This is a genomic window from Halococcus thailandensis JCM 13552 (genome assembly GCF_000336715.1).
Lineage (GTDB): Archaea > Halobacteriota > Halobacteria > Halobacteriales > Halococcaceae > Halococcus > Halococcus thailandensis.
Map to the genome: position 1 here is coordinate 146,070 of NZ_AOMF01000166.1, position 13,822 is coordinate 159,891.

Here is a 13,822-nt window from a genome sequence, read left to right on the forward strand (position 1 = left end):
AAAACACGGGGTGGACTACCACAGCCGTTTAGTAGTCCGCTGGTGTGCGGCGACGAATCGTCGGGTAATCGACAAACGTGGCTACAACAGTGGTTCGTCGCGCACCGTCGCCCCGTAGCGCTCGCCCTCGTAGAGCACGTCGACCTCGGTTCCCGGCTCGGCGAATTCGGGCGGGAGGTAGGTGTAGACGACGCAGGCACCGACGGTGTAGCCGTATTCGGCGGCGTGGACGTAGCCGAGCACTTCGTCACCGTCGGGCACGAGGATGGGCCGGTCGGCGAGCACGACCTGCTCGGGGTCGTCGAGCGTGAGACAGGCCACTCTCCGATCGACGTCGCCCTCGGCGGCCGCCGCGACCGCCTCCTTGCCGACGAACTCCGTGTCGAGATCGACGGCCCAGCCCAGCCCCGCCTCGTAGGGGTCGTGTTCGGTGTGGAGATCCTCGCCCCAGAGTCTGAGCCCCTTCTCGATGCGGAGCGAGTCGAGCGCGCCGTTGCCGTAGGGGCGGATGTCGTACTCCGCACCCGCCTCCATGACGTGTTCCCAGAGCCGCTCGCCGTACTCCGAGGGCGTGTAGAGCTCCCAGCCGAGCTCGCCGGCATAGGAGAGTCTGAGCGCGGTCACGGGGACGTTCTCCACGAACGTCTGCTGGCTCGTGTAGAACGGAAAGCTTTCGTCCGAAAGGTCGGCGTCGATCACCTTCGAGAGGGTCTTTCGGGCGTCGGGACCCGTACAGACCATCGCCGCCAGGCTGGAAGTGACGTCGTTGACGACCACGCTCTCGGGGGCCTGCTCGCGAACCCACGCGAGGTGGTTCTGGCCGACCTCGCGACCGGTCGTGAGCAGCAGATATCGGTCCTCGTCGACGCGAGTCACGGTGATGTCCGCGCGGACGCCGCCGGCCTCGTTACACATGAGCGTGTAGCGGATTTGTCCAACGTCGAGATCCATGTCGTTCGTACAGAGGTTTTGGAGGAACTCGTCGACCTGCGGACCGACGAGCTCCATCTTGTTGAACGAGGTCATGTCGTGGAGCCCGACGGCCTCGCGGACGTGGAGCGACTCCGCGCCTTCGAGCGGCGACCAGAACTTGCCCTCCCAGCCCTCCCGGTCCGGGATTTGCTCGCCGTAGCTCTCCAGGAGATCCTCGTTGGACTCGAACCAGTGTGGGGCCTCCCAGCCGGCCTCGGCCCACAGCTCGGCGTCCAGTTCCCGATGGCTGTGATAGATCGGCGTGCGCCGGATGTCGCGCTGGTACTCGGTGCGGACCCACTTCGGATGGACGATGCTGTATAGATTGCGATACTCCTCGTCGGCGAGATCGCGTGCGAAGTCCCAGCTCCCGGCGTGGGGTGCGAACCGGTTGACGTCGCAGTTTCGGAGGTCGATCGGGCCGTCGGGCAGTCGCGGTACTCCGTGTTCCATCCACTCGGCGAGCGCCTTGCCGGCCCCGCCGGCGTGGGTGATCCACGTCGTGAGCCCGGTCCAGAGTCCTGGACACTCCTGGACTGGCCCCATCGTCGGCATTCCGTTCGGCGACGCCGAATACATCCCGTTGTACTTGTAGTCGAGATGTTTCCCATCCGTCGCCGGCAGGAGCTCGTCGCTCGCGGTTCGAGGAGCCTTCTCCTGGCGATCGGGGTGGGTGGCGTTCTCGAAGAACTCTTCGGTGAACTCGTGGATCGACGCCTGATTGCCGCCGTCCTCGTTGCCATCGAGCTCTTCGGGGTCGGGCACGACCGGCTCGTGGTTGTACGAGCCGATCCCGTACCGATTCCCGTGCGTGCGGAAGTACATCGCGTTGTCCTGATCCCGCAGTATCGGCCGGTCGGGGTCCTGGAGGAGCACTTCGCTCTTGTCGCCGGAGACCGATCGGTAGTTCTCGTAGACCGGATCGTCGGTGACGTCCTGTTCTCGCCCGTCGAGTTCGGCGAGTGGCTCGGTCATCGTGTACTGGTGTTCGACCGGTGCGACCGGGAGATGGACGTCGAGTTTCTCGCTCAGCTGGCGCGCCCAGATGTTGGTCGCCACCACGACCTCGTCACACTCGACGCGACCGTTCTCAGTGACGACTTCCTGCACTCCGTCGCTGTCGGCCTCGATGTCCTCGACTTTCGTGTGACCGACGAACTCCGCACCCATTGCCTCCGCCTCGACGGCCAGCGCCGCACACGCACGGACGCCCGATGCCTGCCCGTCCGTCGGCGAGTAGTAGCCACCCTGGATGGCGTCGGGGTCCACAAGCGGGAGCTTTTCGGCGACTTCCTCCGGACTCAGGAGCTGTGGATCGGGCACGCCCCACGATTTCGCCCACTCGACCCGTCGTTGGAGGTAGTCCATCCGCTCGTCGCTGCGCGCGACCTCGATGCCGCCCGTCTCGTTGTAGATCGGCTCGCCGTCGTCGCGCTCCAGACTGGAGTACAGTTTTCGGCTGTAGGTGGCGAACTTCGAGAGCACCTTCGGCTCGTCGGTCTGGAACATGATCCCCGGCGCGTGTGTCGAGGAGCCGCCGGTGGTCGGCAGCGGGCCCCGATCGAGAACCAGAACGTCCTCCCGACCCAGCTCGGCGAGGTGGTAGGCCGTGCTACAGCCGACGATGCCCGCGCCGATGACGACGGTTCCGGCCGCGTCGGGCAGCCCGTTGGCATGACTCATGGCTGCCATTCTGATCTCGGCCGTGGCTATTCATTCTTCGCCCTCACTGCTGCTCCCGTTTATCCCCGGACGTCCGATCGACGATCGATTTCGGCGTTCGACACGAACCGTGCATTCGGCTGCCGACCCCGACTTATACCGGTTCGGTTGTGCCGGCCAAGAGCTAAACGTGCGATACTGCTACTCTCACACATGTTCGCGTTCGAGGCGGAGCGAGACGCGTCCGAAATGCACTCCGTGGTTTCGGGAGGCACGGACGAGCCATGTCCGTAACGCGCCAGTCGGCGGCGGACGACGGCGTCGCACGACTCCTCGACGATCCGCGATTCGAGCTGATGCCGTTCGACAGTTTCGCGGACGAAATGGATGAACTCCCCGCGGACGCGACGATCGCCATCACGACCTCGCCACAGCTGGGGCTCGACGCGACCGTCGAGTGGGCCGAGAAAGCCGCCGCCCGTGGGTTCGACGTCAGCCCACACATCGCCGCGCGCTACGTCCGCGATGTCGACCATCTGGACGAGATCGCTCGGCGGCTCGCCGACGCTGGCGTCACTGATATCTTCGTTCCCGGCGGCGATCGCGAGGAGCCGATCGGCGAGTTCGATTCGGCGTACGCCCTTCTCGACGCGCTCGAGGGGCTCGATCACGAGTTCGAGGAGATCGGTATCACGGGCTACCCGGAGGGCCACGAGTTCCTCGACGACGACACGCTCGCCGACGCGATGGCGCAGAAAGCGCCCTACGCCACCTACATCGTAACCCAGCTCTGTTACGATCCCGAGGCCGTCGTCGAGTGGGTCGAGGACGTCAGGGACAGAGGCGTCGAACTCCCGGTCGAGGTCGGGATCCCGGGCGTGATGAAGTACGACAAACTGTTGAGCATCTCGCGGAAGGTCGGCGTCGGCGACTCGGTGAAATTCCTCAAGAAGACCACGGGAGTGGTGGGGTTCGTCCGCGAACTCGTCGGCTCGCGCGGCAGATACACGCCCGACGAGCTCGTCGAGGGGCTCGCACCGTACGCCGACGATCCCGACTACGATATTCGGGGACTACACGTCTACACCTTCAACCGAACCGAGGACACCGAGTCGTGGCGCTACGGCGTTCTCGACGAGTGACGCGATCGCCCCATCCCTTCAGAACAGTCCGGAGACCGTCCCGTCGGGATCGATATCCATGTCGGCAGCGGCGGGGTCGGACGGGAGCCCCGGCAGCGTCAGCACGTCGCTGGTGAGGGCGACGAGAAAGCCCGCGCCGGCGGAGGGGTAAATCTCCTGGATTTCGAGTTCCCAGCCGGTCGGGACGCCCTTCTTCTCGGCATCGTCGCTGAGCGAGTGGAACGTCTTCGAGATCACGATCGGGACGTCGTCGAAGCCGAGATCGTTCATTCGCTCGATGTCGTCGCGGGCACCGCTCTGGAAGGACACCGACTCCGCGCCGTAGATCTCGGTGGCGATCGTCTCGATCTTCTCCGGTATTGGGGCGTCGGCCTCGTAGAGATAGTCGAACGTCTCGTCGTTCGTTTCGATGGCGGTCACGAGCTTCTCGGCGAGGTCGGTTCCTCCCACGCCGCCCTCCTCGAACACCGTCGATTCGGCGGCCTCGATCCCGAGCTCCTCCCGGCAGTGATCCAGTACGACGTCGACTTCCTCGTCGGTGTCGCCGGGGAAGCGGTTGAGCGCCACGACGACCGGGACGCCGAACCCGCGGAGGTTCTCGACGTGGGCGTCGAGGTTCTCGAGTCCGCCCTCGACCGCTTCGGGGTCGGGGTCGTCGAGCGCGTCGAGATCGGCGGGCCACATGTCCTTGCCGTGGTATTTGAGCGCGCGGATGGAGGCTACCACCGTGACCGCTGCCGGTTCCATGTCGCCCAGACGGCAGACGACGTCCATGAACTTCTCGGCACCGAGATCCGATCCGAAGCCCGCTTCGGTGATCAGATAGTCCGAGAGCTTTCGGGCGGCATCGTCGGCGATCAGCGAGTTCGTTCCGTGGGCGATGTTGGCGAACGGGCCGCCGTGAACGAACGCCGGTGTTCCCTCGACAGTCTGGACGATGTTAGGTTTGAGTGCGTCCTTCAGCAGGATGGTGACTGCACCGGTGGCTTCGATGTCGTCGGCGGTGACCGGGTCGCCGTCCTCGTCGTAGGCGACGATGATGCGGCCGACCCGTTCCTTGAGGTCGGCGAGGTCGTCGGCGAGACAGAGGACGGCCATCATCTCGGAGGCTGCGGTGAGGATGAACCCGTCCTCGCGCGGGACGCCCGTGACCTCGCCGCCGAGACCCACGACGGTCTCGCGGAGCACGCGGTCGTTCATGTCCATCGCACGGGGCCACTGGACCCGATTGACGGCGATATCCAGTTCGTTGCCCTGTTTGATGTGGTTGTCGAGCATCGTCGAGATGAGGTTGTGCGCCGACGTGAGCGCGTGGAGATCGCCGGTGAAGTGGAGGTTGATCTCCTCCATCGGCAGTACCTGGGAGTAGCCGCCGCCGGCCGCGCCGCCCTTCACGCCGAAGACCGGGCCGAGCGAGGGCTCGCGGATGGCCGCCAGCGCGTTCTCGCCGAGCTGGTTGAACGCCTGGCTCAGTCCCACGGTGGTGACGGTCTTCCCCTCGCCCATCGGCGTTGGCGTCATCCCGGTGACGAGGATCACGTCGCCGTCGTCGCGATCGGATTCCCGGAGTCGCTCGATGGCATCGTAGGTGAGCTTCGCCGTGTCGTCGCCGTGGAGTTCGAGGTCGTCGGCGGCGAGCCCGAGCGGTTCGACGATCTCGGTGATGTGGTCGGTGTCGACGTCCTGAGCGATCTCGTAGTCCGTCGGCAGGCCGTCTTCGGATGGTGACATGTCGATTCGAGTTCGTCCGACCGTCGCTTCAAGGTTCGTGTTCGCTGCGTGCTATCCTTTTCCGTCACGATGGCGCGTGCGAGCCCGAAATCACGGCCGGCGAGGCGATGTGAATCGTTCACGAACATAAAGGGGTGTCTCGTTTAACTGGTCGATTTAGGCACCCGTCGGTCGTAGCGAAAGGGGATGTCCGAGAACGAGCCACCGAGAACGGACGGAGCGGAGCATCCGAACCACCCGAACGTCGATCAGTCGGATCGAACGGTACCACGAAATCTGCGCCAGTCGGGCGATCCCGGCATCGAGATGCTGGTCTCGACGCGCGTTCGCAAATCACCCTTCTTCCACAAGTCCTTCGACGAGGAGGGCGCGTGGCGCGCGACGGTCTACAACCGACTCTACCATCCCCGCGGGCTGGTCGAACCCGAAGATGGCGGCGCGATGGCCGAGTACGACGCCCTCGTCAACCGCGTCACGCTGTGGGACGTCGCCGTCGAGCGCCAGATCCGCGTTGCCGGGCCTGACGCCGAGGCGTTCGTCAACCGCGTCATCACTCGGGACGCGACCGAGATCGAGACCATGCACGGCAAGTACGTCATCCTCTGCAACGAGGATGGCGGCATCCTGAACGACCCGGTGTTGCTGCGGCCCGGCGACGACGAGTTCTGGTTCTCGATCTCCGATTCGACCCTGATGCAGTGGCTGCAGGGCGTGAACGTCGGCGAGGACTACGACGTCGAGATCGACGAGATCGACGTCGCGCCGATGCAGATCCAGGGGCCGCTCTCCGAGGACGTGATGGTCGAGGTCGTCGGCGAGGAAGTCTCCGAAGTCCCCTACTACGGACTGATGGAAGCCGAGGTCGACGGCTGTGACGTGCTCGTGAGCCAGACGGGCTTCTCCGGCGAGAAGGGCTTCGAGATCTACGTGAAGGACGTGATGGAGAACGCCGAGGCCGTCTGGGATCCGGTTCTCGAAACCGTCAAGGACCACGGCGGGATGCAGATCGCGCCGGGTCACCACCGGCGGATCGCGGCGGGCATCCTCTCGTGGGGCCAGGACATGGACCACGAGACCTCGCCGTTCCAGGTCAACCTCGGCTATCAGGTCCCTGACGACACCGACGTCGATTACATCGGGAAGGAAGAGCTCGAACGCCAGCAAGAGCAGATCGAGAACGGCGAGTACCCCTTCACGCACAAACTGATCGGGCTGAAGATGGCCGGCGAGCCGATCCGGGACTACGCGCCCGACTTCTGGCTCGTCTCCGATCCCGAGACGGGCGAGGAGTGTGGCTACGTCACCTCGCCGTGGTACAGCCCCGAACTCGACACCAACATCGCGCTCGCGCACGTCCCTGCCGAAAAACTGCGTGACCTCGACGCACCGCTCGACGACAGCATCTACGACGCCGACGCCGACATCGAGTTCGAGGTGCATCTCCCCGACGAGTACGCCGAGGAACCCGGCGAGCCGGTCTACGCGACCGTCTCCGAGGTGCCGTTCCAGGAGTCGGTGAACCCGAGCGCGCGCGAGCAGGCCAAACTGAACGCCAGCCGAGCCGACGAGTAGCCGTCTCGCGGGCGCGATCGTCGTTTTTGTTTCACGGCCCCGAGGTGCTTCCCGTCCGAACACGACGGACGCTACTTCTCGCGCCGGAGCACATCGCTCGGTCCGTGGCGAGAGCGTGGATGGCGACGCGGCGATCGCCACGGACGACGAGGCCGGGTCGTCGTGACCGCCGAGACGATCGGTGACGGGTCCAGTCATGTCGTATCGACAGCTATTCCATGCAAAACGCTATGTGTTCGGCCGCTGAAGCCCCGCGGAGAGGTGACCAAAGGGATGTACGACCGGATCCTCGTCCCGACGGACGGGAGCGACGAGGCCAGGAAGGCTGCCGAACACGGTATCGGACTCGCGGCCGCGCTCGGGGCGACGGTCCATACGCTGTACGTCATGGACCTGCCGGGTGTGCCACGGACTCTTTCGCTCAGGGACGACGAGGAGGAGATCCGTGAGGAGTACGAACAGTACGGCGAGCGCGTTACGAGCGAGGTCAGCGACATGGCGAGCGAGGCCGGCGTCGAGTGCGTCGCCGAGCTCAGAAGCGGCACGCCACACGAGGAGATCGTCAAATACGCTGCCGACGAGGGGATCGACGCCATCGTGATGGGGACGGGCTATCAGGGGCGGTTCGGCGCGTTGCTCGGCACCATCGTCGAGAAAGTCGTCCGGACGGCGACCGTGCCGGTGATCTCGACGAAGATGACCGAGATCGAATCACGGCCGTAGCGTCCGCGCGCCCGCCACCCCTGATCGTTTCGAACCGGTCGTCTCAGGAAAGCGCCACGTCGACCGCGTCTCTGTCGTAGCCGAGCCACACACTGAGGAGACACGAGACGATCAGGAGCAGTGCCGGCAGCCCCAACAGGAGCGTGGCGACCGCGCCGATCACCGTCAGCACGCCGGTCCAGACGAGAAAGCCGATCCCGGCGAGCGTCGTGACCGTCGCGATCGCGATACCGAAGGTGAACGCCTCCGCCGCGGCGGGACCCGGTGTGTGACGTATGGCGGACATCGTCCGAAGCTACGAACAAGGGTAGTATGAATGGCACGATCGTGGTCGTCATCGTGCGCTGACAGCTATACCCACCGCTCCCTGAAGTAGATGATGATGCTCGCGCTCAGAAACAGTCCACCGGCCAGTCCGAACTCCCCGGCGGTCATGAGGACCATTGCACCCACCATCGCCGCGACTGCCGCGATCGCCAGCATTGCCGCGAGTACGTTCATCGTCACTGATCATCGGTGTTCGTCCGGGTAAACCTTCCCCGATCCGTTCGGATCGTTCCGCGGGTCATCAGAAATGTTCGAACTCCCAGTGGTAGCGACAGCGCTCACACGTCGCCCATTCGGGCACGTCGACCGCGTTCGGATGGCGGTTGCCGTGTTCCATTCGCGTGCGACAGACGGGACACTGGAGATAGAGCAGTTCCAGAGCGGCGAACTCCGCGGCGTCGAACTCGCCGACACACCGTGGGCAGTCGATCGTCTCGATCGAACGTGACTGATGGATCTCGCTGTCACATCGCGGGCAGTTCACCACGGCGGGCGGACGGTTCGCCCAGCCGATGTCGCCGTCGACCGTCGTGGTCTGAGTTTCGGGGATCGACAGCGTGAAGTTCTTCAGTTCGTCGTCGGCTCGAAGCGGCTCGATCAGATGATGGCCGACCCATCTGGCCGTATCGACGGCGGCTCGCGCGATATCCCTGGCCATTGTCGTCGATAGCCATACGGTAGCACGAACCAATAGATTGACGTTCGAGGCGAATCGTGTGTGGCTCGTCTCCGCGAAACGGCACGAATCAGGGGATGTTCAGTCGTCCGTCGTCGTGTCACTGCTGTCCGAGATATCCGTCACGACGTCGCCACCGGAGGAGTCCACCGCGACGTCCTCGCGATCGCTGATCTCCTCGATATGGCCCCTGAACTCCTCCGATTCCAGGATCTCGTACTCGTTTCTGAGCCCGAGATAGACCGTGTAGCACATCAACAGCAGGATGACCGTGAAGGGGAGGGCGGTCGAGATGGCCGCCGCCTGCAACGCCGTCAGACCGCCACCCCAGAGCAACACTGCCGCGACGACGCCTTCGAGGCTCGCCCAGAACACGCGCTGGGTTCGGGGCACGTCGTGTTTGCCGCCCGAGGTCAGGTGATCGATCACTAGCGAACCCGAGTCCGACGACGTGACGAAGAACGTGATCACGAGCAACGTGGCGAGCAAGCCGCTCACGGCTCCGAGCGGGAACTGCTCCAGCAGCGAGAACATGGCGACGGTCTGGCCGAGTTCGTTGTAGGCCGCGAGTGCCTGTCCGTTGCCGTACAGCGAGTTGAACAGCGCGCTCCCGCCGAACGCCGAGAGCCAGACGGCCGAGAACAGCGTCGGCAGGACGAGCACGCCCACTACGAACTCCCGGACCGTGCGGCCCTTCGAGATGCGGGCGATGAACATCCCGACGAACGGCGACCACGCGATCCACCAGCCCCAGTAGAAGACGGTCCAGTCGCCGACTGTCGTGGCGAGCGAAGAGGCTCCCCCCGCACCGATGGCACCGGTGAAGAACGTCAGCGAGAGGAAGTTGCCGATGTACGCTCCGAGCCCCTGCGAGAACGTCCCCGCGATGTAGAGCGTCGGTCCGACGATGAGCAGGAACCCAAGCAGCGCGAACATCAGGTAGAGGTTGACCGTACTCAGGCGCTTGACACCGCCGTCGAGTCCGGCCGCGACCGACAGCACCGCGATGGCGGTGATGCCCACGATGAGGGCGATCTGTGGCAGTGTGCCGGTGGGGACGTCCAGCACTCCGAGCATGTTGCTCCCGAACACGTACGAGAGCCCGGTGTTCACCTGTGCAACGCCGAGACCGAGCGAGGTACACAGACCGAAGAGCGTGGCGAACACCGACACGAGGTCGATGACGTGACCCGGCCAGCCGTAGATGCGCTCGCCCAGCAGCGGCCAGAAGATCGACCGGAACGTCAGCGGGAGCCCCCGATTGAACGAGAAGAAGGCCAATCCGAGGCCGACCAGTCCGTAGATGGCCCACGGTGAGAGCCCCCAGTGGAAGATGGTCTGTGCCATCGCTGCCGCTCCTGCCGCCCCCGTCTCGGCTTCGGCACCGAAGAAGACCGGCGGGCTACCGAAGTACAGCATCGGTTCGGCGACGCTGTAAAACATGAGACCGATACCCATGCCGGCGCTGAACAGCATCGCCATCCAGGAGAAGGTGCTGAACTCCTTTTCGGCCTCGACGCCGCCGATCCTGATCGATCCGTACTTGCTGAACGTGAAATAGAGGATCGTGAACAGGAAGACGTTCACCGCGATGATGTAGAACCAGCCGAACGTCGACTCCAGAAACGTCCTGAGACCTACGAAGACGCTGCTGGCCTGTTCTTGCCCCATGAGGAGCGTGATCGCGATGAACAGTCCGATGAGGAGCAGCGCTCCGGGGAAGACGATCGGATGGATGTCGAACCGACCCCCCAGTAGCTGCCTGTTGGTATCCCCCGGCTCCCGTTCGGAGTCGGGATGGAACAGCTCTACCTGCAGCCCTTCCGACATCTCGCCCATCGCTTCGTCGTGTTCGGCGTCAGCCATCTTCGGTCTCCGGACGATGCTCGTGGTCGGTTCGATGCGATTCGCATCCGTGTACTATCATCATATTGTTGTGATCCGCTTGTCGGTGGCTGTGTTCGATTCGATCCAGCGTGTCTCGCCGGCAGTTGAGCGGTCCGCCGACGCGGCCCGCTTCCGTGGCTGCCGACTACGCTGTGCTATCGGATCGCATAGCTGTTCTTCGCAAGCTACCGTATAAACCTTTCCTCCCATAGTCGGCCACTATTATAATGAACGTTCGTATCAGAACCGATCGCCTGCATCGAAGGCGGGGCAACCGACGGCGAATGCGTCCGTTGCGCGCTCTCTTCGAACCATCTAAAAGGCTATGTTATCGTGGACCTATGGCGACTTCGGTTCGTCTCCTGGTAGCTGCATCGATCGGTGACGATCGGGTTCGTCCTCTCCCCGGCCGTGAGTCGGTTCGGTCACTCCTCGGTGAGCGTGGTTTCGATGAGTGCGGCCGTCCCACGGCGGATGCGGCCGCCGACGGCCGTCGGCGAGATGTCGAGCTGGTCGGCCAGCTCTTCGAGTGAGCTCGTGCGTGGCTCCTCGAAGTAGCCCTCCTCGTAGGCGGTCACCAGCGCGTCGAGCTGCGGGTCGGTCAGCGCCGTCAGCTCCGCGTCGACCCAGGACTGATCGCGAAACAGCCGCTGGAGCTCGAACGTGATCCCCGTTTCCTGACAGTACTCCCAGAGCTGCGAGAGCGACTCCCGATCCTCGAACTGGAGACGGACGGTCCAGCCGGTGCCGTCGCTGGTCGCATCGCGCATCAGCCCGCCGAGTTCGATCGTCTTCGGCGACAGCAGTAGCGTCTCCGAGGTGTGTTCCAGCCGATAGACGGTCCCCGAATCGGCGTCGTTCACCTGCATCCACTCGACGACGGTGTGGTCGCGCTCGATGGCCGCTTCGAACGCTTGCCCGCCGTTCTCGACGTAGAAGAAGAACAGTCCCGTCACCGGGTCGGTCACCGACTGTGACATGACCCGGATCCGTACGTCCGGACACTCGCGGATCGTCGGCGACAGTGCGAGATCCTCGTGGGCGATGTGGACGATGGCGATGAGACTCATCGGTTCGCACCCGGTGGGTCGGGTCGACTTCCGCGTGCCATTCGTGTGCGTGGATAGCGGTCACACGGTAGTTAAATATGTGGGTCAATAACACTCATCTCTCGATCGTCGAAATCGTCCTGCCAGCTGTGGTCGTCGGTTCGCACCCCGAGTCGCTCTCGGCCGATGACGGAGGCGAGAAACCGGCGAAGAGACGGTTACCGACGGTATCTCGACGCTGAAGCGGGCCGAGACAACAGTCTTATGCGAACTGAACAGTCAGTTAACGACGATCGATGGATGCAATCCGAGTCGAGGGGTTGACGAAGGAGTTCGACGCGGTGACGGCGGTCGACGACCTGTCGTTCGCGGTCGAACAGGGCGAAATATTCGGACTGCTCGGGCCGAACGGCGCGGGCAAGTCGACGCTGATCAACATGCTCGTGACGCTGCTCGACTCAACGTCGGGCACCGCGCGCGTCAACGGCTACGATATCAACGACGAGACCGGCGACGTACGCGACAGTCTCGGGATCGTCTTTCAGGAACCGGCGGTCGACGAGGAGTTGACTGGGGCCGAGAACCTCGCTTTCCACGCGCGGATGTACGGCAAACCGAAGGCCGAACGCGAGCGACGCATCCCCGAGGTGCTCGAACTCGTCGATCTCGCCGACGAGGCGGACCAGCCCGTCGAGAGCTACTCGGGCGGGATGCAGCGCCGCCTCGAGATCGGCCGCGGGCTGATGCACGAGCCCGCAGTGCTCTTCCTCGACGAACCGACGACCGGGCTGGACGCGCGCACCCGTCGGGACACGTGGGAGTACATCCAGCGACTCAACGAGCAGTCGGACGTGACGATCATCATCACGACGCACTACATGGACGAGGCGGATTTCCTCTGTGAGCGCGTCGCGATCATGGATCACGGCGAGATCGTCGCGGTCGACAGTCCCGAGAGCCTCAAGGACTCGCTCGGCGGTGACGTCGTCACGCTCGGGTTGGAGAACCCCTCCCGGGAACTGTTCGCCCGCCTCGACGAGCAGTCCTGGGTGCGCGAGCACACCGAGACCGAGGAGGGCGTCGCAGTCACGATGGCTCACGGCGATACCCGGGTCGCCGACCTCGTTCGTCTCGCCGACGATGCGGGAGCGAGCATCGCCTCGGTCGACCTCCGGAAGCCAACCCTCGAAAACGTCTTCCTCTCGCTGACCGGCAGCACCATCAGCGAGCGCGAGGCGAGCGCCACCGACCGGCGCGAGGACGGCGAGGATCGTACGACGGCCGAGGCCGCGGAGGTCGCCGAATGAGCCTCGTCGACCCACTCGGCATCTACGGGCTCTGGCTCCGCGACGTCAAGCGATTCCTGCGGACACCCTCACAGATCGTCGGCTCGCTGACGTTCCCGCTGATGTTCCTGCTCTTCCTCGGCTTCGGCTTCAGTGGCGCGGCCATCCCCGGTCTCCCAGAAGGCGTCGACTACCTCCAGTATCTCGTCCCCGGCATCATGGGGTTCACCATGCTTCTGGGGGCCTCGTTCGCGGGCCTGGCGATCCTCTCCGACCAGGACGTCGGCTTCCTCAAGGAGATCCTCGTCGCGCCGGTGAGTCGCACCTCGATCGTGCTCGGTCGGATCGCCGGCGGCTCGACGACCGCGATCGTCCAGGCCGTCCTGATCCTCGCGCTCTCGATCCCGCTCGGTTTCGAGCTTGCGGGCTGGCTGTCGATCCCGCTGGCGGCGGTTTTCCTACTCCTCATCGCGATCACGTTCGTCGGCTTCGGCATCGCGCTGGCCTCCCAGTTCTCCGACAGCGAGGGGTTCGGCCTGATCGTGCAGTTCATCGTCTTCCCCCTGTTCTTCCTCTCGGGCGCGATCTACCCCATCGAGGGGCTGCCCGGCCCGGTGCAGTATCTCGCGCTGATCAACCCGCTGACCTACGGCGTCGACGGGCTTCGGGCCGCGCTGGTCGGTGCCTCGACGTACTCGCCGCTGCTCGATTTCGGTGCGCTCGTCGTCTCCTCGGTCGTGATGGTTTCGGTCGGCGCGTATCTGTTCGAGCGCGTCGAGACCGTCTGAATCGACT

12 protein-coding genes are annotated in these 13,822 nt (G+C 64.4%); 5 read left to right on the forward strand and 7 right to left on the reverse strand.

The genetic code is table 11. The features are described 5' to 3' along the window. Positions 1 to 81: 81 nt before the first annotated feature. A complete protein-coding gene (locus tag C451_RS15650; RefSeq protein WP_007742027.1) occupies positions 82 to 2,655 on the reverse strand; it encodes a GcvT family protein in 2,574 nt (857 codons plus the stop codon). 263 nt (positions 2,656 to 2,918) lie between these two features. Here C451_RS15650 and C451_RS15655 point away from each other — a divergent pair, with 263 nt between their 5' ends. Further along, positions 2,919 to 3,776, forward strand: coding sequence for a methylenetetrahydrofolate reductase (locus C451_RS15655; protein ID WP_007742030.1), 858 nt, complete (start codon positions 2,919 to 2,921; stop codon positions 3,774 to 3,776). A gap of 18 nt (positions 3,777 to 3,794) precedes the next feature. Here C451_RS15655 and C451_RS15660 read toward each other — a convergent pair whose 3' ends face one another. Beyond that, complete coding sequence (locus tag C451_RS15660) at positions 3,795 to 5,507, reverse strand: formate--tetrahydrofolate ligase (protein WP_007742033.1); 1,713 nt, start codon at positions 5,505 to 5,507, stop codon at positions 3,795 to 3,797. Between the two features lie 186 nt (positions 5,508 to 5,693). Here C451_RS15660 and C451_RS15665 point away from each other — a divergent pair, with 186 nt between their 5' ends. Beyond that, the gene (locus tag C451_RS15665) at positions 5,694 to 7,079 is read left to right on the forward strand and encodes a glycine cleavage T C-terminal barrel domain-containing protein (protein WP_007742036.1); all 1,386 of its coding nucleotides are present in this window, start codon (positions 5,694 to 5,696) and stop codon (positions 7,077 to 7,079) included. A gap of 273 nt (positions 7,080 to 7,352) precedes the next feature. Next, positions 7,353 to 7,802: a universal stress protein gene (locus C451_RS15670; RefSeq protein ID WP_007742038.1), complete on the forward strand. Its 450-nt coding sequence runs from the start codon at positions 7,353 to 7,355 to the stop codon at positions 7,800 to 7,802. Positions 7,803 to 7,845: 43 nt separating this feature from the next. Here the strand turns inward: C451_RS15670 and C451_RS15675 are convergent, their stop codons facing one another. The 5 genes from C451_RS15675 to C451_RS15690 all read right to left on the reverse strand — a co-directional run bounded on the left by C451_RS15675 (position 7,846) and on the right by C451_RS15690 (position 11,762). Further along, on the reverse strand, positions 7,846 to 8,088 hold the full coding sequence (locus C451_RS15675; RefSeq protein ID WP_007742039.1) for a hypothetical protein: 243 nt from the start codon (positions 8,086 to 8,088) through the stop codon (positions 7,846 to 7,848). Between the two features lie 65 nt (positions 8,089 to 8,153). Next, complete coding sequence (locus tag C451_RS22985; RefSeq protein ID WP_162832756.1) at positions 8,154 to 8,303, reverse strand: hypothetical protein; 150 nt, start codon at positions 8,301 to 8,303, stop codon at positions 8,154 to 8,156. A 67-nt stretch (positions 8,304 to 8,370) separates the two neighbouring features. Beyond that, positions 8,371 to 8,787, reverse strand: coding sequence for a hypothetical protein (locus C451_RS15680; RefSeq protein ID WP_007742040.1), 417 nt, complete (start codon positions 8,785 to 8,787; stop codon positions 8,371 to 8,373). Positions 8,788 to 8,886: 99 nt separating this feature from the next. Then, complete coding sequence (locus tag C451_RS15685) at positions 8,887 to 10,671, reverse strand: BCCT family transporter (RefSeq protein WP_007742042.1); 1,785 nt, start codon at positions 10,669 to 10,671, stop codon at positions 8,887 to 8,889. Between the two features lie 446 nt (positions 10,672 to 11,117). Further along, on the reverse strand, positions 11,118 to 11,762 hold the full coding sequence (locus C451_RS15690; protein ID WP_007742045.1) for a helix-turn-helix domain-containing protein: 645 nt from the start codon (positions 11,760 to 11,762) through the stop codon (positions 11,118 to 11,120). Between the two features lie 275 nt (positions 11,763 to 12,037). On the opposite strand from C451_RS15690, the gene C451_RS15695 reads away from it, so the two are divergent. Further along, positions 12,038 to 13,048, forward strand: a complete 1,011-nt coding sequence (locus C451_RS15695; RefSeq protein WP_007742047.1) for a daunorubicin resistance protein DrrA family ABC transporter ATP-binding protein — start codon at positions 12,038 to 12,040, stop codon at positions 13,046 to 13,048. Then, positions 13,045 to 13,815, forward strand: a complete 771-nt coding sequence (locus tag C451_RS15700; RefSeq protein ID WP_007742048.1) for an ABC transporter permease — start codon at positions 13,045 to 13,047, stop codon at positions 13,813 to 13,815. The genes C451_RS15695 and C451_RS15700 overlap by 4 nt, the downstream gene beginning before the upstream one ends. Positions 13,816 to 13,822: the final 7 nt, after the last annotated feature.